The following is a 23,382-nucleotide window of genomic DNA, read 5'->3' on the forward strand; positions in this document are numbered from 1 at the left end:
AAAGTATTGCGTAAAAAAACCCGGTTTCTGGGCTCCCCTGTAAGTCCTGTAGAAATTAGCGTTAAAATTGTGATTCTGCTACAGGTGCGATCGACCAAGATCTTTCGCGGTCTGTGAATCAAAAATAAAAACGTGAAATAATGGCTATCCTCCAACTCGAAAACGGTACAACCTACAATCAATTAAGCGATATTGCGCGCGAACTCGCGCCTTTAAACATTCAACTCAACCGCTGGCCCGTGGGTGACAGCGCTGAAATTCTGGAATTGCTAGCGAAAGATGCTCTTGACGACAATCAAAAAGAGCAAATCCTGCAAGCCCTCGACGGCTACTTTCAACAGTTGTCGGAAACCGCAGGCTATCAAGAGCGCGACTTAATCGTACTGCACCCAGACATTCCCAACATCGACACCATGCTGTCGAAATTCAACAAGTGCCACATCCACGCTGACGATGAAGTGCGTTATATCGTTGCAGGCGAGGGCATTTTTGGCTTCGTGCGGCCCGACGGTAGCCAAGTGGAACTCACAGTGCAGCCAGAAGAATTTATCAACGTGCCGGCGAATACAGAACACTGGTTTTATTTGACTGCGGCCCGGAAAATTAAAGCAGTGCGCTATTTTACCACCACAGAAGGCTGGACGCCGGAATACACGGATACGGAAATTCGATCGGGCTTAGCCATCGTTTAAACAGAGTTGACAGTTGACGGTTGACGGCTATCCTCAAATCATCTAAAAATCATCAAATCCAGCCTCAAACTTTGTGGTTTTCTCGCAAAATACTCAAAGCAACCGCCTCCGCTACCTTAATTCCATCAATCCCCGCCGACAGAATTCCACCCGCATATCCCGCACCTTCCCCAGCAGGATAAAGGCCTTCTGTATTCAAACTCTGATAATCTTCCCTGCGCTTAATCCGAATCGGCGAAGAAGTGCGCGTTTCCACCCCAGTTAAAACCGCATCATCCATCGCAAATCCTTTGATCTGTTTGTCAAAAGCCGGAAGTGCTTCGCGGATAGCTGCGATCGCAAAATCCGGCAAACTTTCGCTCAAATCAGTCATCACAACTCCCGGCGTATAAGATGGCTGCACGGCTCCTAGCGCCGTCGAAGGGCGATTCGCTAAAAAATCTCCTACAAGCTGCCCAGGGGCGCTGTAAGTACCTCCTCCTAACTCAAATGCCCGTTCTTCTAGGCGACGCTGAAATTCAATTCCCGCCAAGGGATGACCGGGATAATCTTCCGGCGTGATACCCACGACAATCCCGCTGTTAGCATTGCGTTCGTTGCGAGAATATTGACTCATTCCGTTAGTGACAAGTCGCCCCGGTTCCGACGCAGCCGCCACTACCAAACCACCGGGACACATACAGAAACTGTAAACAGAACGGCCATTTTGGCAATGGTGCACCAGTTTGTAATCGGCGGCGCCCAAAAGTTTGTGGGCCGCGCGATCGCCAAAACGACAGCGATCGATTAACTGCTGCGGATGTTCCACCCGAAAACCAATAGAAAAAGGTTTAGCCTCGATATAAACCCCGCGCGAAAACAACATTTCAAAAGTATCGCGGGCGCTGTGTCCCACCGCCAAAACTATATAATTACTAGCAATATATTCTCCGCTGGCTGTGGTAATTCCCTGCACTTTGCCATTTTCGATATGGATATCTTCTACACGAGTTTGAAAACGAATTTCTCCGCCTAACGATTCAATTTTTGCCCGCATACTTTGGACAATTCCTACGAGTTTAAACGTGCCAATATGCGGTTTGTTAATATATAATATTTCCGGTGAAGCTCCAGCATTGACAAGTTCCGTCAGTACCTTCCGCCCGTAATGCTGAGGATCTTTAACTTGGCTGTAGAGTTTGCCGTCGGAAAAAGTACCCGCGCCACCTTCGCCAAACTGAGCGTTAGATTCTGGGTTGAATTCTGCTTTTTTCTTCCAAAATCCAAAGGTGTCAGCGGTGCGATCGCGCACTGCTTTGCCGCGTTCTAAAAGGATGGGGCGAAATCCCATTTGTGCCAGCATCAGCCCTGCAAAGATACCGCAGGGCCCCGTACCAATCACAATGGGCTGAATCGTCAAATTGCTGGGGGCTTGCGCTACATAGCGATAACTCGTGTCTGGTGTTACCATCACATGAGGATCTTTTTTGAAGCGTTGGAGAAGTTGCTTTTCCTGCGTCGTCTCTACATCCACAATATAGACAAGGAGGATTTCTGCTTTTTTGCGAGCATCGTAGCTGCGCTTAAAAATGCTATAGCTGAGCAATTCTTCGGGGAGAATTTGCAGCTTTTTGACTATGGCGCTGGCGATCGCATCTTCAGGATGATCTAAGGGAAGTTTGATTTCGGTTATTCGTAACATATAGTAGTTGTCAGTTGTCAGTTGTCAGTTGTCAGTTGAATAAAATCAGTCGAATAAAAGTATTTAGGAATTATGCACGGGTAGCTAAAAAGCGTTTTTTTCTTCCAAAACCCGGTTATGAGAGTCGGAGTGCGATCGCGAAGTTTATTATAACTATTTGACTTGAGATAATTGCAGAAGCGTTATAATAAACAAAAAATTAAGTTTTGTAAACACCCTTGACTGCAACATTCACAACCAAAAACAGCCGAACCTGGCACGCTCTCAACCCCCTGTGGGAAGGAGCACAAGACGCTGTACAGAAGGGTTTACCCCACACCAAGCTCGCGCCGGCATGGCAAATACTGCTCCTGGGCGACGGTTCCCCCACCCGTCACCTGCAACTGCTGACAGGGGAACCCACAGAAGTAGACGTAATCGATATGTCCTTGGTGGGTGACGATGCAGACGGCGCACCCCAGCAAATTGTCGCGGTGCCCGGGCCCCGCCTCCGCCGCCAAGTGTGGCTGCGAACAGCTTCGGGACAGCGCCTCGCCTACGCGACTTCCTGGTGGGAAGCGAGTCACGTAGACCAATATTTACACAATAAATCTTTACCCATTTGGGCTAGTTTAGCGCGGCTGCGAACAGAATTGTATCGCGACGTGCAAGGCATTTATCTAGGTGATTCGGCGATTTTAGAGTCGGCTTTTGAACAGTCGGGGCCTTTTTGGGGACGACACTATTTGTTTTGGCATCACGGTAAGCCGCTGACGCTGATTTATGAGGTGTTTTCACCTTATTTAACTAAGTATTTGGGGCCGATGCACTTGGATGTTGATTCATAAAATGCGATCGCTCTTCGAGAACCCTGTTAGATAAAATATCGGAATTATCGATCTCTCTGTTCTCTTCCTCTGCGTTCTCTGCGTCCTCTGTGGTTTAATCCTTCAGATTCATAGTTGTTTGCCGAAATTTCACTCGCAAACCGTCGCGCGGGTGCGGAGTCGGTACTCGGATTAAATTCAAATCTTGATCCGGTAACAACTCCCATTCGCACTCGCGAACCATCCTCGCCGCAAACAATTTCATCTCTAACCGGGCGAACTCTTTTCCCAAACATTCCCGCAAACCGCCGCCAAAGGGCACGTAGCTGAAAGGTTTGGCATTTGTCGATCGATCGCCCGTAAATCGATCGGGATCGAAGCGATCGGGTTCGGGATAAACTGCGCTATCCTGATGCGTCTGATTAATTTCATACAAAACGCTCCAACCCTTGGGAATTTCGTAGCCGCCGAACGAGCACGCCTTAATTACCTGCCGAAAACCGCCTCCCACCGGCGGCACCAACCGCAGGACTTCTCGCATCACCTGCTCTAAATAAGTCATTTGTTTGAGTTGTTCCAAAGTTAGCGGTTCAGTTGCAGGAAACTGCTGTTGTTCGGCGCGGATTTTTGCCATTACATCGGGGTTTTGAGCCACGAGAAGACAAAAAGAGGCGATCGCCGAAGTCAGAGTTTCGTGTCCCGCAAACAACAGCAGCAGCACTTGATCTTTCAACTCCTCCAAACTCAGAGAATTGCCCTCATCATCGCGAGCACAAATCAGCAAACCCAAAGCATCATTACCGCCGGGGGTTCCTTGCTGTCTGTCACGAATAATATTTTCTAGTTCAGCTAACAGCAACTTTCTGCCATTTTTAGCTTTGCCAAACCGAGTAAGCGGCAAATCCAAAGGAATAGAAAATAAACCATCCGAGAAAATCTCAAAATAATGTCCTAGCGCAGTATCCGAACCATTGTCAATTCCAACTAGCAGCTTGCAAGCAACATCAAAAGTATAATTTCTCAGTTCGGGATACCACGCAAACTCGCTCATTTGCGTCCACCTTTGCAAGTAGCGCCCCGTAATATCTTCCATCCCGCCGATGTAGCCCGCCAGAGCTCGCGGTTGAAATGCTTGATATAGCAGCTTGCGTCGATTTTGGTGTTCCGAACCCGTTTGCAGCGCCAAGGAAAGCGGCCCTAACAGCGCTTTGGTGCTGGGAGGCCAACTCACCACAAAATACTGGTTTTCATGGCTTAAAACAAACAAATTCGCCTCCTGGCCGCACACAAACACGGTAGGTTGTCCGAATATGCTGGTTTTGAAAATTGGCCCGTACTGTTGGTGGCGTTTTTTTGCAAACTGAGAATCTTTCAAAAAGTTGAGAGTATCGCCAATTAGCGGTAAACCTAAACTGCCTGGAGGTAATGCCATTTTAGATTTTAGATTTTAGATTTTAGATTGTTAAGATTGTATCAAATTCTGACTCAATGGGTCAAATAACCTTTATAGGTTTGATAGTTCGGACTTTAGTCCGTAAAAATCAGGATTTTAGTTTTTTGACTTTTATAATGGCAGCATCTGGGGCTTAGAAAAAAGCATTTTTTATTGAGCGTGTTCCGATCGCGTGCTGTACAGTGAATCAGAGCGGAGATAGCACTATTAAGGATCGAAAACTTAATAACTTAAACACCTCCTAAAGTCCTCTCTCTTGTAACTTGCCAGATAAAAGGAGGCTCTTCCTCGCCTATCTGCACTACCAGGTAGAGCCTGGTAATGAGCAATCGCTTAAATGCCCAATGCCCTTCGGCCCCATCCCTCCGCAACGCTAGAGCCCTTCGGCCCCATCCCTCCGCAACGCTAGAGCCCAATCCCTCCGCAACGCTAGAGCCCTTCGGCCCAATAGCACCTCATTTTTCTGAGAAATGCTATATTTAATGTTCTATTCTTTTAATCGGAATCTCGATCGCAAATTCAGTACCTTTCCCGACCGCCGAAAAACAGTTGATTTTACCTTTGTGTTTTTCGACAATAATTGAATGGGAAATTGCTAAACCCATCCCCGTGCCCGAACCGATGGGTTTTGTAGTATAAAAAGGGTCGAATATCCGCTGCTTGACTTGATCGGCGATACCTGAACCGTTATCAGCAATTTTGATCGCAGCGCAATTACCTTCTACCCCTGTACGAATGCGGATAATTCCCGGATTTTCCGGCGGATATTGTAAAGCATCGATCGCGTTAGCGATAATATTCATAAACACCTGATTCAACAGTCCAGCGTAGCATTCCACCAGCGGCAATTCTCCATATTCTTTAATGACTTTAATGGCTGCGCGGTCTTGCTGAGCTTTCAGACGGTGTTCTAAAATCATTAATGTGCTGTCGATGCCATCGTGAATGTTAACATCTTTCATCTCAGCTTCATCGAGACGAGAGAAATTCCGCAAACTCCGCACGATATCCCGGATGCGAGTTGCTCCCACCTGCATCGAAGATAGCATTTTTGGTAAGTCGTCGAGCAAGAAATCCAGCTCTAACCGCTCTATTTCTTCCTGAAGATTGGGAGAAGGTTCTGGGTGTTCGTCTCGATACATTTGCAGCAGTTTGATTAGGTTTTCGGTATATTCTTCAGTGTAGGTTAGATTGCCGAAAATAAAGCTGACTGGGTTATTGATTTCGTGGGCAATGCCTGCTACCATCTGACCGAGACTGGACATTTTTTCGGCTTGGACGAGTTGAGTTTGAGCAAGCTTAAGTTCGCACAGAGTTGTTTCGAGTTGGGCAGTTTGTTCTTGCGCGATCCGGGCTGAATCGACGCTTTGAGTGTAGAGTTCTGCTTGATTAATGGCGATCGCCAATTGATTGCCCACCGCCACTAACAGTTCCACTTCCTCATCGCTCCAATACCGCACTCCGCTAGATGAAGTGCAGCCAATGAGCCCAATTTTACCTGCAGATGTTTGAACCGGAATGTTCAGCAGAGAGTGGAATCCTATATTAGTGAAATACTCCCGCTCTACTGGATCGGTAACAGTCTCAAAATCATCGATCCGAATTATTTCCAACTTAGCAATTCGCTCCGCATGAGAACCAGTTGCACTAATAGAAAATACACCTAAAAGCGAAGAAAGATTGGCATTTCTTGCTTCATACTCCACCTCCCAAACTGGTGGATATACCTCTGCATTGTACCAAACAAACACGCAGCTATCGAGTCGTAGCAAGTCGCGAATCTGCTGCACTGTTGTTGCCAAAATAGTATCTAAATTCAACGATTTTCGGATATTGCTAGCTAGTTGGTTCAGCAATATTTCCTGCTCTGCTAATTTGCGAAATCTCGCTTCCGACTCTTGCAACTGTCTTTGAGATTCTTTTTGTTGTGTAACATCCAAACCTAAACCTATCAACCCGATCGCCCTGCCATAATCATCTTTTACCTGAGTTTTAATTGTCTCCAATTGGTGATAATCGCCGTCAGCCAACTGGAGCAATTCTTCAGAATAACAGGGAGTATCTTGGCTCCAGGCTTGCGCGTCAGATGCCATGCAGTTAGCAGATGCTTCTAATCCCAAAACTTCGGAATAGTGAGAGGCTGCCAAAAATTGATCTTCGGATACAGCCACATCTTCGCAGAAAGTTTTATTGACTAATAACATCCGCCCGCTAGGATTTGCCATCCACACCCAGATCGGAGCGTTGTCAATAATTGTCCTCATAGTTTGCTTTTGGGCGGCGAGAGCCATTTCGGTTTGTTTGCGCTTGATTCCTAGGGCGATCGAATCAACACTTGATGCTAAAGCAATTAGTATTGATTCCTGCAACTCATGGCGAGCAAACATCACGATTACTCCCAGCAACTGATTGTCAACAATTAGCGGATATCCAGCAAAAGCTACCATTCCTTCTCGCGAGGCCCATTCTTTGTCACTGACTAGGGGATCTGTTTCCACAAAATTAGTGATGTGAGGTTTTCGCTCTCGGGCGATTAAACCAATCTTGAACTGGCCGACAGCAATGCGGCTGTGAGCGCCGTCAATATGAGTATACATCCCCCCGCTTGCTTGCAATTCCAAGACATCTCCCTGTTCGTTCAGCGTCCAAATCCGAGCAAACGCAGCATCTAAATGGCGCACAACTGCATCGGTGCATTTTTGCAAAGTTGCAGGTAAACTCTGGTTTTGAGTTAGAGCAATTCCAATATCTGCTGTGAATAAAGAAATTTTCAATTGTTCTGCTAAACTTTGTTCTGCTTTTTTGCGCTCTGTAACATCCGTAGCAGCACCGAGACGCTGCTTGATTTTTCCCGACTCGGTTCTGCTAAATATAATTTCGCGGCTGACGAACCAGTGCCAATTATTTTGTTTGTCGCGCACCCGATATTCGTATTCAACAACCTCGTCGTCGGGAGTATTTTTTAATTGCTGCAAATATTCGGGAAATTGAGCGAAATCTTCAGGGTGGATAATGGTCGGCAACAGATTGCGGCCCATTGTGGCAACTTCTTCGAGGCTATAGCCTAGAGTTTCAGCGAGTTCGCGGTTGCTGTAGACATTTCGATGCTCGATATCATCGTAAACATAGAGAATGTTTGGAGTTGCATTAGCAATGCGCTCGACAAAATGCTGACTCTCTTGCAGGGCTGCTTCTGCTTGTTTGCGATCCGTAATATCGATCGAATTACCAATTATGCGGTAGATGCTGCCAGAGGCATCGCGCAGCGGTGTCAGAGTGACGATATACCAACGTTCTGCGCCTTCGATCTCGGCGCTGGTTTCGTAAGCAATCGAGCTGCCGGCCCTCAAACAATCTACGTAACTTTGTCGAAAAATTGCTGCTATTGGCGGGGGAAAAATTTCTTCTGGGGTTTTGCCTTTGAAATCGGCACTCAAAATACCTGTAGACGCTTCTGCAGCAGCATTCCAGCCAGCGTAGCGAAACTCTCCTTCTGCGCCGACATCTATTACGAAAATAGCTTGATTAGAGCCGTTATAGATGCTGTTTAAAAATTCTTCTTGTTCGCGCAATTGGATTTCAGCTTTTTTTCGTTCTGTAATGTCGCTGGAACTGCCGACAACACGATAAATTTTGCCCGAGGCATCCCGCAGGGGAGTCAGATTTGTCATAAACCAGACTTCTATACCGTCAAAACTAGCGGGATATTCGCGGACAATCGAGCTGCCTTTTTCCAAACACTCGATGAAATTCTGCCGGAACATTCCTGCGGTAATTGGATCGAAAAGCTCTTGGGGAGTTTTGCCGCGCCCGAATTCGCTGCTGATGCCGCCGACTAATTCGGCTGCTAGGTTCCAGCCAACGTAGCGAAATTCTCCGTCTTCGCTGACATCTACTACGAAAATGCTGTAGTCTACGCCGTCATAAATGCTGCCCAAAAATTCTTTTTGCTGCTGTATTTCTTGTTCTATGATTTTGCTCTCTGTAATATCCGAGTGTATTCCCACCCACTGGCGAACGCTGCCGTCTGCGTTCAATAGGGGCACACCGCGCACGCTCATGTACCTGTACTCGCCGTCGTGCCGCAGCAAGCGGTGTTCTATTGCGAATAAGATGCAGTTGGCAACTGCATCAGACCACATCGTGGCAGTATATTCTCTGTCGTCTGGATGGACACGATCGAGCCACCCCCAGCCTTTAAGTTCGTGGTAAGTCGCTCCGGTGAATGCACTCAATCCTGTTTGTTCGCCGATAACTTCGCCGACGGCTGTAGTATCCCAAACAATTTGGGATGTGGCTTCAATTAAGCAGCGGTAGCGTTCCTCGCTTTCTTGCAGGGCTTGTTCTGCTTGTTTGCGATCGCTAATATCGCGAGCAACTCCGACTACACCGATGATGTTTCCGAGTCGATCGCGCAAAGGACTTTTGGTAGAGAGAAATGTTCGGATGTTACCATCGCTATCTTTTCCTGCTTCCTCGATCGTTTCCTCAATCCCAGATTGCCGCACCCGGCGGTCATTTTCCTCCTGCATATCTGCAATATCCGGCGGAAATAATTCTGCATCTTTTTTGCCAATAATTTCCGATTTTGGCAAGCCAATAATGGCTGCAGCCTGAGAATTTACCAATAGGTGGCGGCCATGAATATCTTTGACAAAAATGCTGTCACCTGTACTTTCGATGACGCTTTCCAAGAGGATGTTTTTTTCTAGTAGCGCGGCTTCTATTTCTTTGCGATCGCTGATGTCGCGAGATATGCCCACAACGCCGATAAATTTTCCTTCCGAGTCACGCCAAGGGTATTTTGCTGTGAGAAACGTTCGCACAACTCCGTTTTTTGGTATATCTTCTTCATAAGTAAAACATTCTCCCGTAGCAGTCACTCTGCGGTCTCCTTCGATAACTTGAGCGGCTATTTCAGGAGGAAATAATGCTGAATCGTCTTTGCCTATAATGGTCTCGATCGGTTTTTCTAAAAATTGAGCTAGTGCAGAATTAGCGATCGCGTACCGGCCTTCAAGATCCTTGACAAAAATCAGATCCGGTGTGCTTTCTATCACGGAACGCAAGATAGAATTGCTGTGTTGGAGAGACTCTTGGGCTTGTTTGCGATCGGTAACGTCGCGGCCGATCGCGTACATCAATTCTTCCTCGCAGAAAGGGCTAACAGTCCAGGCTACCCACTTGTAAGAGCCGTTGCGGCAGCGCCAGCGATTTTCAAATCCAACGCTACTGTTTCCCGCAGCAATGCTTTCAGCTTCTTTGAGAGTAGCTTGGCGATCGTCTGGATGTACGAATTCAATGAAGAGTTGGCCAACAATTTCGGCTGGGGAATAGCCGAGGATTTTTTCTGCTGCTGGGTTGATGCGTTTGAAATAACCGTCAAAACCAATGACGCACAGCATATCTGGCGAGAGACTAAAAAAGCGATCGCCCTCGTCGGTTTTGCCCGATTGGCGATCGTTTTTCTTAGCAGCAGAGGCGTTCCATTCCGCCGCAGCAGCCAGCAGGACAATATTTGTGATTGCCAAAAATGCCAGGGCGATCGGGCGATCGTGCAAACCACTGGCACCGCTTGCTACCAGCCACCAGTTTAGTAGCAGCAGTACGACTATCAAAACTGAGAATTGGCTGCTGCGGGCGATCGTCTCTAAGCTGATGTTTTTTTTATACAGCATTCGGGATTTGGTTTTTTGTTTTCTGTTGACTTCTGCAGCCGTGATTTCTCTCAACCGCATTTGCAGAAAGTGCAACAATTTATTATTTCTTTTTTTGATATGAACTGAATCTGTCATTTCTTCACTCCAAAATCAAGAGGAATATTGGCTGTTGAAAAGTTACAATAAAAATGTTTAAATAGTGTAAAATATTTTAAATTTGCGAATTTTAGTATTGTAAGTATTACCTAAATCTCAGTATTTCCACAAGCGAATTAAGTATATTTACGCAATTAGCAGTGATTTTTAATAGCTAACGCACCTATTTTATCTTTTTTTTTCAACAGGCTTAGAGGGTCTATTTCTCATCATGCACTAAACATTGCTGTCAGTCATTGGACATTTGGCCTAATCTAGCTAGTCCCGACACAAAAATTAATTATCTACAGTAAATTAGAAGCGCATTGTTAAATGATATCATGTCCGGTCGATTGCCAAAACAAAAAGGGTTCGTAGTGCGTCATACCAATGGAATAAAGTAGCGCTAGATATTACCCCCCCAACCCCCCCGCGATTTCGGGGGGGCTAAGACTTCATCCGTAGCACATAGGTCAGAAAAATGGTATCAGTCAGTGTCCGCAGAACGAAAGCGGACACTAGGACGCACTACGAACCAAATCTTATTGAGGTACGCGGGCGAGCAATTCCCGATAAAATTGCCAATCGCCGACAGATATTGAAATAATCTGCGTCCATCAGTGTAAATGCGTCTTAATCTGCTGTCAGCCTCGCGATCGAAGATTTAGGCACTCTTGTTTGCTGCTTCGCGGCCTAATTGCTGTTGGCGAATGCGTTCCAAATTGCCCGCCGGAATAGCAGCTATAAGTTGCTTGGTGTAAGCTTGTTGCGGTTGGCGGTAAATGCGCTCGGCTGTGCCCATTTCCTCGATTTTACCTTTGTTCATGACGATCGCGCGATCGCTCATAAACTTAACCACACTCAAATCGTGAGAAATAAAAATATAAGTCAGTCCAAACTCTGTTTGCAACTCCTTGAGCAAATTTAAAACTTGCGCCTGTACCGACACATCTAAGGCAGAAACCGACTCATCGCAAATAATAAACTTTGGATTCAAAGCCAAAGCTCTAGCAATACAAATTCGCTGCCGCTGTCCGCCAGAAAACTCGTGGGGGTAGCGCCGCATAATATCGGGATTCAAACCCACTCTATCCAACAAATAAGCCGCGCGGTCGCGCTGTTCTTTCTGGTTCTTCCCAAAGCGGTGAATCACCATCGGTTCCATCACCGCCGCCCCAACACTCAGGCGCGGATCGAGAGAACTAAAAGGGTCTTGAAAAATAATTTGCAAATCGCGCCGCAGCCACCGCAATTTGCGATCGTACTCTTTTTGCCTTTGATAATTAGCGATCCACTGCCCTCTCGCACTACTTTTCGCCGGAGGAGTAATTTCTTGACCTTCAAAAAATACTTTACCGCTGGCGATCGGAATTAATTGCAACAAAGCTCTTGCTAAAGTTGATTTTCCGCAGCCAGATTCCCCCACCAAACCCAAAGTTTCCCCAGGATAAACCTCAAAAGAAATATCGTTTACCGCCATAAATAAACGTTTATTTTCGCCAAACATTCCCTGCACGGGAAAACCGACTCGCAAATTATTAACAGCTAACAAAGGCTGGGAAATATTCGGCAGTCTGGGCGGTTTTCCGGTGGCAAAAGCGGACAGTCCGCCGCTGCTGTCGCCGTCTAAATCGATATTTTTCTCGACAATTACTAATTCGCCGCTGGCATTTGTGCTGACATCCATAAAATCGGAAACCGTCGGTAAGCGGCGCCTTTGCCGATCGAGAGTTGGGCGGCAAGCTAACAGACCTTTTGTGTAAGGATGTTGGGGATTGCTGAAAATTTGTTCGATCGCAGCGCACTCAACAATCTTGCCTCGGTACATTACCGCCACCGTATCGGCAATTTCAGCAATGACGCTCAAATCGTGGGTAATAAAAATCATTGCCATGCCTCTAGAGTCCCGCAACTCGCGCAGCAAAGCTAAGATTGTGGCTTGGACGGTTACGTCTAAAGCCGTGGTCGGTTCGTCAGCAATTAATAATGTCGGATTGCAGGAAATGGCCATTGCAATCATCACGCGCTGGATTTGACCGCCGGAGAGTTCGTGGGGGTAGCGATCGAGCATAGCTTGTTTTTGGCCGTTGATGAGCTGCATCAAATCGCGATCGGCCTCCCCAACAGCTTCTTGCTGTCCCAAACACCGCTGCCGGAGTTCCTCGTCTCCCGGTAGCAGCTTCACCTCTTGCAGTAGAGAAGCAGCTTTGCGCCGCGCTTCTGTCTGCGACACCTTTTGGTGCAAACAAATGGCTTCTGTGAGTTGAAATCCGATCGTGTAAACAGGATTTAGCGAACTCATCGGCTCTTGAAAAATCGTCGCAATCTGGCTGCCCCGGTAGGTTTGTTTTTCCCTGTCCGGCATGGCCAACAGATTCACGGGCCCGTGGCTAGCGCCGTCTTTGGTGGGAGAAAACCAAATTTCGCCTTCTATCTTCGTTGACGAACTAGACAGCAAATTCATCACGGCCAGGGATGTTACCGATTTTCCTGACCCCGATTCTCCCACGATGCCCAGAGTTTGCCCTCGCTTGACCTCAAACGAAACGCCGTCAACAGCTTTGACTGTTGCAGACGCATCGGCGGAGGCGGCAGATGGAAATTCAACCCGCAGGTTGCGAACTTCGAGGACGGTTTCACTCATGGATATCTACGGCAAAAGTTAAATACAGATTAAGTGGATTGTAGCAGGGCTCGCTCAAGGCAGAAGGCAGGGGGAAAGTCTTAATTTTTAAATTAGAAATTTTTTAACTAATGGCGATTTTCGCGCTGATGAGTGAAATATAGATGCTTGGGTAGAAGGGACACGGCACTGCTGTGTCCCTACTATATTTCATAGAATGAAAAACTGCGATCGAACTCAAAACTGACAAGTCGGAACTACTGAAGCGCCTTCTGACAGAGAGGAATTTTCTCAAAAACCTATGACTTGAGTGTCAGCAGGCAGTGCAGTGGCCTCGGAGACCTTTTTAAACACGGTTGCTTGCTCGTTTAAGGAATTAGGTCTCGCCTGTCCGGGATTGGTGCCTTGCAACTGAAGGCGCATTTGTCCTTCGGGAGTCAACTCAAAAACAGTTTCAACGGTTTCTGTGCTGCTGAGTCCAACATCCAGGTGCATCGGTTTTTGACCGAGATTCACTTTGTATCTCATTTCTTTGGCGCGGGCTGCTCCGTCGGGGCCTTTAGCCATGAGAAACAATTTGCCTTCTGGGGCGAAGACGAAGGTGAAAGACTGACCGGATGGGACTGTACCTTGCCATTGACCTAGGAGTTGCTGGTCGATGTTGCTAGCGGCCGGGGGGGCTGCTTCGGTAATTGTTGGTTCTGCTGCGGATGCCGGGCCCGGTGAAGCGTTGAAGCTGGCGAGGATGCCGAAGCAAATGCCACTTGCGATCGCTTTGCCAATCATTTTTGAATTAGACATGAGACCGATCTAAAAATTGGTTATTCTTTTGTACACTCTAGCGGTTAAAGCGTAAATTGTTTAGCTTTAATTTCTTTTATAGATAGATATATAGCCTTTCAAGCTCTCATAGGAGGTACTATGCGGCATGGGCCTCCGTGGGCATAGGGCAAACCGAGCATACCTCACCACGCGATCGAACCGCTATAGGTGGATCTTCAAACCTGCAACGCGGTTCTCATCCCAGATTAAAGCTTGTCTTGAGCTTGTTGAAGAATCACGGGCTGTCAGTTTTTTTATGGTAAAGTCCAATACAAATCTGGCATTAACGGCACAGCTCGCTGCCCTAAGTCGATCGTTCTCAACCCAGAACAGCTAACTGACTGTTGCGTTCAGGAGCGCCACCAGAGAATTTTGTCCTTCTGCTATTAATGCTATTTCATTAATTGCGTTCAGGAGCGCGATCGACTTGTTCTGTTTCAGATTGTGTCTGAGATTGTTGCGCTGCTTCCTGTTGATTTTCCGAGCGTTTAGTTCGCTCCAAAGCCTCTGCGTAAGACCAAGCTACGCTCACAATAAAAGCTTTGGCAATGCCGTCAAAATTTTTGGAATCATCGCTTTCGGGCGCTGGTGCTTTGGGGTTGCCGTCGTCCGTCATATTTTTGTTGTCTCCGGGGCTGGTTTTTCTAGCGAATGGCAGGCAATGTGCGATCGATACCCACAAACTTTGATTTTTCTTGCACCCGCACCCTACCGATCTTTGAGGATATGACCTTGCTCACCATAAATAATATCATAAATACGCTAATTGCCCGATCGCATCAGAAAGAAATCTTAACTTTGCTGGTTGTCCGCAGCACTGACTCATGCTGAAAACTGCGCTTGTAACTGTCGATAACTTCATGAATAGATTTAGTTTTTTCCGGGCTATTTTCATAAATTAAAATCACTATGTTTGATTTTTATATAGTCAGAATTTCCGAAATGTTAAAAAACTGCCCGGAGCCGTCTAATACAGTTAGTTTTTCCCAAAAATGAGGGGTAATAGCGGTCTTGACAAACTGCTGCTATTCTGATTCCTAAACAATCTCGCCTCCCGGTTTAGTTAAACCAAAACACAGTTCATCTTTGAGGAAAGTTGTTTGCTGTTAGGAGCGGAAATTTCCGGCAGTTGAGCGCCGGCCATTGTCGCCGGAAACGCAGGCAGGACTAACAGCAGACCAGTCAAGCAAAGACTGTGAAAATGTTTGTTTATATATTATTTTTAACGCCTCGTTGCTTAAACTACTGGCAAACATACACGCACCAAAACTGTCAATACCAATAAAATTTGTATCTTACATCGTTTAAAATAATTTAAAACCTAAATTTACCTAAAAATATAGTGCCAGATGTGAGGTTAAATGCACATCTTGCACTATATTAGGAACGGGATCTTCGGCCCTTGCCACCAAAAAAACTATTCCTAATCCTTTAATTCGCGGATACTTCTCTTAGCGGTGTCTTGGTACATTTCCCCAAATTCTTTCACAGCAGCTCCTGCCTCTTGCCCGATCTTCTGAGCTCTCTCGCCCGGATCGTTTTTAGTTTCGCGAGCTTCTTGTCTCCATTCCCGAGTTGTTTGAGGTCTGTCAGGATTGTTGAGATCCCCATTTGAACCGACTTGTGCGTTATAAGCTTTGTTGCTGTTTCCCGCATCAACATTCGTTGTCATCAGCATGAAACCGACTAAGGCAACACTCAAAAAACTCTTGATTTGAAAGCCCTTCAGCAGGGAATTGATGCGAGCGATCGCAGTGGAAATTAAGTTCATCTTAGCAATACTCCCTAAGTTCTTTTTCGAGAAGTTTCAACATTTATCAATCTAAACAGTATCCAAATACTTCTACCTCTAACTAAAGTCATAATTTTGCTGAAAATCAGAAAATGTGTTTCTCAGCACAGAGACATACGGCTGTTAATAAATAATGCCGTGCAGTACAACTTCTCACTGCAGCCGATCGCCCGTTCTGACATCAAACCAGTGCAGGAACTGAGCCGGCAAAACCAGCTCGACAATTTCAGAGTTCCACTGGCGGTCATTTGGCACCAAAAGCCGCACTGTTACCGACTCCACACCTTTAACTCGGACGCTAACCAAATTTTGCATTCCCAAGTTTTCCACTAAATAAACCTCACCTTTAATTGCCTCTGGGGCCGCTATCTTGCCGGCCTCTGCATCTGCAAAACCGACGTGTTCCGGGCGAATTCCCAAGACAATCTCTGGCGGCACACTAGGCCAATTTGGCAAAGGAACTTTAAAATCGCCCAACATCGCCGAATTTCCCTGGCATTTAAGCTCAAACAAATTCATTTGCGGACTGCCCACAAAACCCGCGACAAATTGATTGGCAGGACGGTTATAAATTAAGTGTGGCGGATCTAGTTGCTGCACAGTGCCACTGTTGAGAACTGCGACTTTTGTAGAAAGCGTCATTGCTTCGGTTTGGTCGTGAGTTACGTACACTACAGGAGCTTTTTGTGATGCAAATAATTGTTTGAGTTCTGCCCTCACTTTTTCCCGCAATAATGCGTCGAGATTGCTCAAGGGTTCGTCGAGCAAAAATACTTCGGGTTGGCGCACTAAGGCGCGTCCTAGGGCTACTCTCTGCCGCTGTCCGCCTGATAATTTACCGGGTTTGCGATCGATTAATTCCGTCAATCCGAGGGATGTTGCAACTTCCGTCACTAACCGGTTGATTTCGCCGGAGGAGATTTTGCGAAGTTTCAGGCTGGATGCCATATTTTCGTATACTGTCATGTGCGGATAAAGCGCGTAACTTTGAAACACCATTGCAATATCTCGATCGCCCGGTCTGAGATTAGTCACATTGCGATCGCCAATTCTAATCTCGCCGCGAGTCGGCTGTTCCAATCCTGCAATCAACCGCAGCGTGGTAGATTTGCCACACCCGGAGGGCCCCAGCAAGGTGAGAAATTCGCCTTCGCTGACTTCTAAGCTAATATCTTTTACCGGTACAACTTTGGGGCTGTAGGTTTTATTGAGGTTTTTTAGTTGTAGTTTTGCCATGATTTTTATAAGGAAGAAGGAAGAAGTCCGAGGGAAGTTCGGCAACGAGCAATGTACGGGATGTAACGGATGTAACGGATGTAACGGATGTAAGTCCGTCGGAAGAGGGAAGAAGGAAGAGGGAATAGAGAAGAAGGAATTACTAACCGCGAAGGCGCGAAGGGCGCGAAGGAAGAGGGAAGAATCTAACTAGGAGGGCCCGCACGTACCATCCACTCCCCTACCAACTGACTAATGACTACTGACTAATGACTACTGACTACTGACTACTGACTATCCTTTAACTGCTCCGGCTGTTAAACCTTGAACTATGCGCTGCTGGAACACCAAAACCAGCAAAACTAAGGGTAAGGTTCCTAGAACGGTGGCGGCGGCGATCGGGCCGTAAGGAATTTCAAAGACTGACACCCCGCTGAGTTGAGCGGTAGCGACGGGGATTGTTTTCATGGATTCGCGAGTGATAAATGTCAGTGCAAATATAAACTCGTTCCAAGCAGAAATAAATGTCAAGATTCCGGTTGTGACTAAGGCGGGAAATGTCATCGGTAGCACGATTTGCCACAGCATTTGAAAAGTGTTGTATCCGTCAACTTTTGCCGCATCTTCTAAGTCTTTTGGCAGTTGTTGAAAGAAACTCCGCATTACCAAAATTGTCAAGGGCAAGTTGATAGCTGTGTAAGGAATAATTAAGGCTAAATAATTATTTCCTAAACTCAAAGCTTTGACTATTTCTAACAAACCCAAGAATAGCAGCACCGCCGGAAATAGCGTCACAATCGTTACAATTGCTAAAATGATTCTCTCGCCCCACAGTCGCAACCTAGCCAAAGCGTAAGCTGCGGGCGCGCCTACAGCTAAACACAGCAATGTGGAAGTAATGGAAACAAATGTGCTATTTAAAATGTAAAGTGCAAAGGGGCGGCGTTGGAACAAGGAGATGTAATGCTCGAAGGTGATTTGTTTGGGTATGTAGACGTTGGGAATTGCTGAAATATCTGCATTTACTTTGAAAGATGTCAGTACCTGCCAGATAATGGGTGCGAGGAAATATGCGACGATTAATATCGCTGAGATTGGCAAGATTAGTTGCCGGATGTCAAAGGTTTTTTTGTTAGATTGTTCGCGGGCGATCGACATAATTTATACCAATGAAAGGAAAAATTCAAACCGTTCAGCAATCTAAAATTTACAATCTACAATCCTCAAATCTAAAATCTAAAATCTAAAATCTAAAATCAATTGATGCGGGTTCTAGATAACAGGTAAGCGGCGATCGCCACTGCAGCAACCAACAGCAAAAAAGTACACACCACCAAAGCCGCCCCGTAGCCAAAGTCTAAATACCTCATTACCGTGCTGTAAATGTAGATAGAAACCGTCTCCGTTGCCCCCGCCGGCCCCCCTCCCGTCATCACCTGAATCAAGTCAAAAATGCCGAAAGCTTGGGCAAATCGAAACAGCATAGCAATCACAATTTGGGGCATCAGCAGCGGCAAGGTAATTTGACGAAAACTCTGCCAACTACTCGCGCCGTCAATGGCGTGTGCTTCATACAAATCACCGGGAATCGATTGCAATCCCGCTAACAAAAGCAGGCTAACAAATGGCGTAGTTTTCCACACATCCGCTGTAATTACGGCCATCATTGCCAAAGTCGGATCTCCCAACCAGCTAATGCTATTTTTGATCAATCCCAAGCGGATCAAAATATCATTAATTACGCCGTATTGGTCATTGAAAATCCACGCCCAAGCTACACCCATTAATGCAGTCGGCAGCGCCCAAGGCAGTAAGGAAATTGTCCGCACGATGCCACGCCCTCTGAAAGATTGATTTAAGACTAAGGCAATGCCCATGCCGATAATTAATTCCAGCACAACAGAGGCGACTGTAAATATTGCGGTATTGCTTAAAGTTTGCCAGAAACGCCCGTCGCCTAACATTCGACTGTAGTTAGCAAAACCGGAAAAAACCAGTTTTAATTCTGTACCGAGGTTTTGGGTGAATAAACTTAGCCAAAAAGCGCGCAATATTGGGTAAGCAAATACTAGCAGCAGAATTATCAATGCTGGTGCTACTAATATCCATCCTGTTTTTTGTTCGCGCTGTCGCATTTTGTCTAATTGCATATTTGATATCAAATCCGTTAGTATCGGAATAGTAAATTTACTGTTGACTTTTGACTGTTGACTTTTGACTTTTGACTGTTGACATCATGTATGAGTGCAACCGGAATTGATATGAATCTCTAATTTCTTCCTCATTTCTCCGTTCATGGTTCTTCCAGTCCGCAGAGGCGGACATTGTTTGTATAGCCCCGAATTCTATTCGGTGGGTTCCATTCTGGTTGTATTCGGCGGCTTCCCTTCGGCGAATTCCCTTCGGTAAATTCCTTGTTTTACGAAGCTTTCGATTGTTTCAAACTGCTTAATAAATTACGAGTTTCGCTAGCTGCTGCTTTCATTGCTTCTTCTGAACTCATTCTCCCGGTAAAAGCCGAACTCAAGTAGCGCTGCAAAATATCAGAAGCTTGAGCGTATTGTGCTATGGGCGGGCGTAAAACTGGCTGTTCCACTACTTTGAGCAGTTGCGGGTAGTGGGGATATTTGGCGACTATTTCTTTGTTGGTAAATAGGGATTTGTAGCTAGGAATTAAACCCGTTTCTAAAATAAATTTGCGCTGGGTTGCTTCGCTTGTAAGGTATTTAATTGCTTTCCACGCTTGTTCTGGATGTTTTGAGGTTTTGGCAATTCCCCAGCCCCAGCCGCCCAAGCAGGAACCGCCTGTTTTACCCGTACTGCTGAGCATTGGCTCGATCGCAATTTTGCCTCTCACCTTCGATCCCTCGGCATTTGCTAGCTTCCAAACATAGGGCCAATTTCGCAAAAACAGGGCTTTGCCGTTTTGAAACAACAGCCGGGTTTCTTCTTCGCCGTAGGTAGTAACACCGGGTGGAGAAATACCAGAGGCGATCGTATTTTTGAGAAATTCTACTGCTTGAATTGCCTCCGGTTTATCTAACCCAACTTCAAATGTTTGAGGGTTAGCCCAGAAGCCGCCGAAACCGGAGAGCACTTCGACAAACATCGCAGATACTCCTTCGTATTGTTTACCTTGCCACAAATAACCCCAAGTTACTTTTCCCTGTTTTTGCAAGTTTTGAGAGATTTTTGCCATCTCTTCAAAGGTTTTCGGCGCTGGAATTCCCGCTTGTTCTAAAATGTCTTTGCGGTAATAAAGCATTCCGGCATCGGAAGCGTGGGGAATTCGGTAAAGTCTGCCTCGATATCGGCCGCCTTCGACGTTACCTTGAATGAATTTTGATAGTTGTTTGGGGGGAATTCTGTCTGTCAAATCCATCACCCAACCTGCGGCGGCAAATTTGGGAACCCAGACAATATCCATGTTGATGATATCGTAGGGCGAGTCGCCTAACAAAAAGGCAGATGTGTAAAGATTTTCTACGAGGTTTGTGTCAAATGGCCCTTCTATGAGGTTGATGCGAATATCGGGGTTTTTCTGTTCAAATTCTTTGACAAAGGGTTTCCAGTTAGCAATGTCTTGGCCTTGCATTAACATGGTGAGGGTTACTGGCTGCTTACTCAGTGCGGGCAGAATAAATAACAGCAAGATGGCGGCTAATGTGACGGCGCTTAAGGCGAAAAGACGGGGATGCTTCTGCCTTCGCTGGGGTGTAAAATTTATTTTTTGCATTTGCTTGTCAGAAGTTCCTGTGCGATCGCCTTATTTCTCTCTTAACCCGCTTTCTGATGTTTCACGGGATTTAGCGAGTTTGTGTAATAAAAATTTAAGTAAACTTTAGCTTACTTAATAATAGTCGAGTGAAGAGTGCTAATTTTGATTGGACGAGTGCGATCGCGAGTTAAGTAAGCATCTATCTACAGGCAGATATTGAGAGTATTGTCAAATATCGTTTCCGCTGGCATTTGGCATTGACTTGATTGAATCGTTTGGCCGGTGCGTGAGTAATAATCTGGGAGTCTGGATTTAAAAATTTTTTGCCCTCACGCACCCTAAAAATAAATAATTCTTCTTCCCTCGGACTTCTTCCTGATGACTAATAACCAATAACCAATAACCAATAACCAATAACCAATAACCAATAACCAATAACCAATAACCAATAACCGATAACTAATAACAAAAAACACCGCTCCTCAAAACAGGAGAACGGTGCATAGGGGGTGTTATGGGTTGTTGTCTGGGATTAACCCTAACAAATCGCGATCGGCTGCGGCGAGGCCTTGTGATGGTTAAAAAATTGGCACAAACCTGCGCGCCTGTCCGCGTCGCGATCGACCTTTAGTGTTAGCCCAACCATTCCACAACAGCATCTTGCTTGGTATTGGTGTGCCGTTCTGGGGTTTCGCGGTTGAATTTCATGTGGATGGCGCGGTTTTGCTCGCCGTCTGCTGCTACTGCAAAAATCGGATAGTCGATTAAGCCGTCTTGGAAAGACATCTGGAAGCGGAAAGTGCCGTCAGCATTGAGTTTGATCGGCTGTCCGCCTACGTAAACTGTAGCGTCGGGTTCGGTGGCACCGTAGACGATCAGTTCTGCGTCAGCAACTAACCAGAACTGGCGGGGGCGCATCGGGGCGGCGAAGCCAACTCCCGACATACCGACACCGGACATACCCATACCGGACATGGTGAGCCCGGACATACCGACACCGGACATACCGACACCGGACATACCGACACCGGACATGGTGCGTCCCGACATACCGACACCGGACATACCCGCACCGGACATGGTGAGCCCGGACATACCTGCACCGGACATACCCGCACCGGACATGGTGAGCCCGGACATGACGGGGGCTGCCCACATTCCGACACCGGAGGGGAACACGTAGGAACTCAAAGCTTGTTCGTGGATGCCTACTTGCTGAACCGAACCGGCGACGTGCGGCATGGAACCGAACATGGAACCAGCTACGCGCATCGATTCTGCCGATTCTGCCATGCCGAAGATTTCTTGGTAGATGCCGTTACGGGTGTTGTTGAAACTGTTACCGTTGCTTGCTTGTGCGATTTTTTTGGCAGGCGGAACCAGTTCGGCGAAGGTTTTACCGGACAAGTCTTCTTCCCAGTCGAGGGTGATGAATTGGTCTTCTATCCAGTCGCTGGGATAGATTGGGGGAACGCGGACTTGGGCCGATCGCGCTAAGATCAACCAACGACCGTCTGCACAGCGGTAGCCGATGTCGATCGCATAATCGCGATCGCTAACGGGGATCGGTACGTACCATTCCCGCGCCAGTTCGTCGCAGGGATATTCTTGAATGCTGTGCGGGCTTTGGATTTCGAGGTTAACATCTGTCACGTCGTAGATCCGCAGGGCGAGTTGCTGTCCGCCTTGGCGGCGCAATTCTTGTTTGCGATCGTTGGAGATATCCCAGTAGGTGTAAGCCCATTCTGGATCGCGCGGCATCAAAACCACCCGACTTTCGCCGTAGCCGTTGGGCAAATCTGCTAAACCTTCATCGACAGACGACAAGGAACCGCCTGTTCTATCTTCTTGACCGAGTTCAAACTTTGCTGCTTCCACTGCTTCTTGTGCCTCTAGTTTGCGAGATGGACTGTATGAAAATTTGTTGCGCTGAATTTCTTGAATTGATGCCAGGAGTTGCGATTTCCGCATCCGGCTGTAGCGAGACACTCCACATTCGCTAGCGACTCTGCGGAGTTGTCGCAAAGTCATCTCTTCTAATGGTGGGCGTTCTTTTGCCATGAGTTTGTTCTCCTCTAATTTGCGATTGCGGGTTAGATTTTTTGTTTCAACACTTGAATAATGTGTTGATTTTTTGAGTTAGAAACTCTTTATAAGTACAAATTTTATCGAGCTTCCTAATCTCTCCAACCTTTGAAGCCTTGCTTGTGTTTAGCTTGTCTTGTCCCAAATTGCGATCGGGATTTGTGACTTTTTGGCTTCCGCGCGCACCGTCCGGTCTCAATAAAGCTTTATCTGTCGATTCTTGATTGACAAGATCGATTTTGCGAGTACGATCGGTGCTGCTAGCAACGCTGTGCTGCCAGCACACGCGCTATTTGACTCCCATAGCTGCTTAATTGAAGCATTTCTTTGGGATCGCTTTGTCATGACTCAATGTTGCAGACAATTCGCGATCGGGTCAAGGGGTCTTTTCCCTCAATTGTGGGTACTTATACGCATTTTCGTGATTTTGGGGATCAATATGTCAGGAAATTTTGACATATGGGAGATTTGGGGGCTCGGTGTTGGCGCGAATGTCAGGATTTGATGACAATTTGCGATCGGGGGCTTTTGATGGGTTTGGAGGGTGGGTGGATGGGGGCGATCGGTGGGTGCGATCGTCGTATTGTAGATATGCAATATCTATATGTTTAGGAACAGTCCTGGATGCACAAACAACATAATTGTGTGATTGCTGAAACGAAGCAATCGCAAAGCCTTATTACATGGTTTTATATATTAA

16 protein-coding genes and 1 pseudogene are annotated in these 23,382 nt (G+C 46.5%); 4 read left to right on the forward strand and 13 right to left on the reverse strand.

The features are described from left to right. Window positions 1-140: 140 nt before the first annotated feature. Entirely contained in the window at window positions 141-692 is a 552-nt protein-coding gene (locus AACV78_RS18285) for a 1,2-dihydroxy-3-keto-5-methylthiopentene dioxygenase (protein WP_194008842.1), read from the forward strand. Window positions 693-756: 64 nt separating this feature from the next. Here the strand turns inward: AACV78_RS18285 and AACV78_RS18290 are convergent, their stop codons facing one another. Then, window positions 757-2,373: an NAD(P)/FAD-dependent oxidoreductase gene (locus tag AACV78_RS18290; RefSeq protein WP_194008841.1), complete on the reverse strand. Its 1,617-nt coding sequence runs from the start codon at window positions 2,371-2,373 to the stop codon at window positions 757-759. Window positions 2,374-2,591: 218 nt separating this feature from the next. Here AACV78_RS18290 and AACV78_RS18295 point away from each other — a divergent pair, with 218 nt between their 5' ends. After that, entirely contained in the window at window positions 2,592-3,200 is a 609-nt protein-coding gene (locus AACV78_RS18295) for a chorismate lyase (RefSeq protein WP_194008840.1), read from the forward strand. 94 nt (window positions 3,201-3,294) lie between these two features. Here the strand turns inward: AACV78_RS18295 and AACV78_RS18300 are convergent, their stop codons facing one another. The 8 genes and pseudogenes from AACV78_RS18300 to AACV78_RS18335 all read right to left on the reverse strand — a co-directional run bounded on the left by AACV78_RS18300 (window position 3,295) and on the right by AACV78_RS18335 (window position 16,900). Then, window positions 3,295-4,611, reverse strand: a complete 1,317-nt coding sequence (locus AACV78_RS18300) for a cytochrome P450 (RefSeq protein WP_194008839.1) — start codon at window positions 4,609-4,611, stop codon at window positions 3,295-3,297. A gap of 500 nt (window positions 4,612-5,111) precedes the next feature. Next, window positions 5,112-10,427 (reverse strand): PAS domain S-box protein, encoded by a 5,316-nt coding sequence (locus AACV78_RS18305; RefSeq protein WP_194008838.1) that lies wholly within the window; start codon window positions 10,425-10,427, stop codon window positions 5,112-5,114. Between the two features lie 664 nt (window positions 10,428-11,091). Next, window positions 11,092-13,071, reverse strand: a complete 1,980-nt coding sequence (locus tag AACV78_RS18310; RefSeq protein ID WP_194008837.1) for an ABC transporter ATP-binding protein — start codon at window positions 13,069-13,071, stop codon at window positions 11,092-11,094. A 270-nt stretch (window positions 13,072-13,341) separates the two neighbouring features. Next, window positions 13,342-13,851: a hypothetical protein gene (locus AACV78_RS18315; protein ID WP_194008836.1), complete on the reverse strand. Its 510-nt coding sequence runs from the start codon at window positions 13,849-13,851 to the stop codon at window positions 13,342-13,344. A 421-nt stretch (window positions 13,852-14,272) separates the two neighbouring features. Then, the gene (locus AACV78_RS18320; RefSeq protein WP_194008835.1) at window positions 14,273-14,488 is read right to left on the reverse strand and encodes a hypothetical protein; all 216 of its coding nucleotides are present in this window, start codon (window positions 14,486-14,488) and stop codon (window positions 14,273-14,275) included. A 163-nt stretch (window positions 14,489-14,651) separates the two neighbouring features. Further along, window positions 14,652-14,876 (reverse strand): annotated as a pseudogene (locus AACV78_RS18325) (DUF3574 domain-containing protein). A gap of 419 nt (window positions 14,877-15,295) precedes the next feature. Next, entirely contained in the window at window positions 15,296-15,643 is a 348-nt protein-coding gene (locus AACV78_RS18330; protein ID WP_194008834.1) for a hypothetical protein, read from the reverse strand. Window positions 15,644-15,817: 174 nt separating this feature from the next. After that, complete coding sequence (locus AACV78_RS18335; RefSeq protein ID WP_194008833.1) at window positions 15,818-16,900, reverse strand: ABC transporter ATP-binding protein; 1,083 nt, start codon at window positions 16,898-16,900, stop codon at window positions 15,818-15,820. Between AACV78_RS18335 and AACV78_RS18340 the strand changes: the two genes are divergently transcribed. Beyond that, window positions 16,899-17,093: a hypothetical protein gene (locus AACV78_RS18340; protein WP_194008832.1), complete on the forward strand. Its 195-nt coding sequence runs from the start codon at window positions 16,899-16,901 to the stop codon at window positions 17,091-17,093. The genes AACV78_RS18335 and AACV78_RS18340 overlap by 2 nt on opposite strands. Window positions 17,094-17,173: 80 nt before the next feature. Here the strand turns inward: AACV78_RS18340 and AACV78_RS18345 are convergent, their stop codons facing one another. The 4 genes from AACV78_RS18345 to AACV78_RS18360 all read right to left on the reverse strand — a co-directional run bounded on the left by AACV78_RS18345 (window position 17,174) and on the right by AACV78_RS18360 (window position 22,658). Beyond that, window positions 17,174-18,037, reverse strand: a complete 864-nt coding sequence (locus tag AACV78_RS18345; protein ID WP_194008831.1) for a carbohydrate ABC transporter permease — start codon at window positions 18,035-18,037, stop codon at window positions 17,174-17,176. 98 nt (window positions 18,038-18,135) lie between these two features. Continuing rightward, window positions 18,136-19,029, reverse strand: coding sequence for a carbohydrate ABC transporter permease (locus tag AACV78_RS18350; protein ID WP_194008830.1), 894 nt, complete (start codon window positions 19,027-19,029; stop codon window positions 18,136-18,138). 269 nt (window positions 19,030-19,298) lie between these two features. Further along, window positions 19,299-20,615: an ABC transporter substrate-binding protein gene (locus tag AACV78_RS18355; RefSeq protein WP_194008829.1), complete on the reverse strand. Its 1,317-nt coding sequence runs from the start codon at window positions 20,613-20,615 to the stop codon at window positions 19,299-19,301. 615 nt (window positions 20,616-21,230) lie between these two features. After that, window positions 21,231-22,658 (reverse strand): DUF4912 domain-containing protein, encoded by a 1,428-nt coding sequence (locus AACV78_RS18360; RefSeq protein WP_194008828.1) that lies wholly within the window; start codon window positions 22,656-22,658, stop codon window positions 21,231-21,233. Between the two features lie 483 nt (window positions 22,659-23,141). On the opposite strand from AACV78_RS18360, the gene AACV78_RS18365 reads away from it, so the two are divergent. Further along, on the forward strand, window positions 23,142-23,294 hold the full coding sequence (locus tag AACV78_RS18365; protein WP_194008827.1) for a hypothetical protein: 153 nt from the start codon (window positions 23,142-23,144) through the stop codon (window positions 23,292-23,294). Window positions 23,295-23,382: the final 88 nt, after the last annotated feature.

The sequence above is a fragment of the Tychonema sp. LEGE 07196 genome, from assembly GCF_963890365.1.
Classification (GTDB): Bacteria; Cyanobacteriota; Cyanobacteriia; order Cyanobacteriales; family Microcoleaceae; genus Microcoleus.

Coding starts and splice junctions, on each gene's coding strand:
- AACV78_RS18285 (WP_194008842.1), top strand. CDS start 141: ATGGCTATCCTCCAACTCGAAAACGGTACAACCTACAATCAATTAAGC.
- AACV78_RS18290 (WP_194008841.1), bottom strand. CDS start 2,373: ATGTTACGAATAACCGAAATCAAACTTCCCTTAGATCATCCTGAAGAT.
- AACV78_RS18300 (WP_194008839.1), bottom strand. CDS start 4,611: ATGGCATTACCTCCAGGCAGTTTAGGTTTACCGCTAATTGGCGATACT.
- AACV78_RS18305 (WP_194008838.1), bottom strand. CDS start 10,427: ATGACAGATTCAGTTCATATCAAAAAAAGAAATAATAAATTGTTGCAC.
- AACV78_RS18310 (WP_194008837.1), bottom strand. CDS start 13,071: ATGAGTGAAACCGTCCTCGAAGTTCGCAACCTGCGGGTTGAATTTCCA.
- AACV78_RS18315 (WP_194008836.1), bottom strand. CDS start 13,851: ATGTCTAATTCAAAAATGATTGGCAAAGCGATCGCAAGTGGCATTTGC.
- AACV78_RS18320 (WP_194008835.1), bottom strand. CDS start 14,488: ATGACGGACGACGGCAACCCCAAAGCACCAGCGCCCGAAAGCGATGAT.
- AACV78_RS18330 (WP_194008834.1), bottom strand. CDS start 15,643: ATGAACTTAATTTCCACTGCGATCGCTCGCATCAATTCCCTGCTGAAG.
- AACV78_RS18340 (WP_194008832.1), top strand. CDS start 16,899: ATGATTTTTATAAGGAAGAAGGAAGAAGTCCGAGGGAAGTTCGGCAAC.
- AACV78_RS18335 (WP_194008833.1), bottom strand. CDS start 16,900: ATGGCAAAACTACAACTAAAAAACCTCAATAAAACCTACAGCCCCAAA.
- AACV78_RS18345 (WP_194008831.1), bottom strand. CDS start 18,037: ATGTCGATCGCCCGCGAACAATCTAACAAAAAAACCTTTGACATCCGG.
- AACV78_RS18350 (WP_194008830.1), bottom strand. CDS start 19,029: ATGCAATTAGACAAAATGCGACAGCGCGAACAAAAAACAGGATGGATA.
- AACV78_RS18355 (WP_194008829.1), bottom strand. CDS start 20,615: ATGCAAAAAATAAATTTTACACCCCAGCGAAGGCAGAAGCATCCCCGT.
- AACV78_RS18360 (WP_194008828.1), bottom strand. CDS start 22,658: ATGGCAAAAGAACGCCCACCATTAGAAGAGATGACTTTGCGACAACTC.
- AACV78_RS18365 (WP_194008827.1), top strand. CDS start 23,142: ATGGGAGATTTGGGGGCTCGGTGTTGGCGCGAATGTCAGGATTTGATG.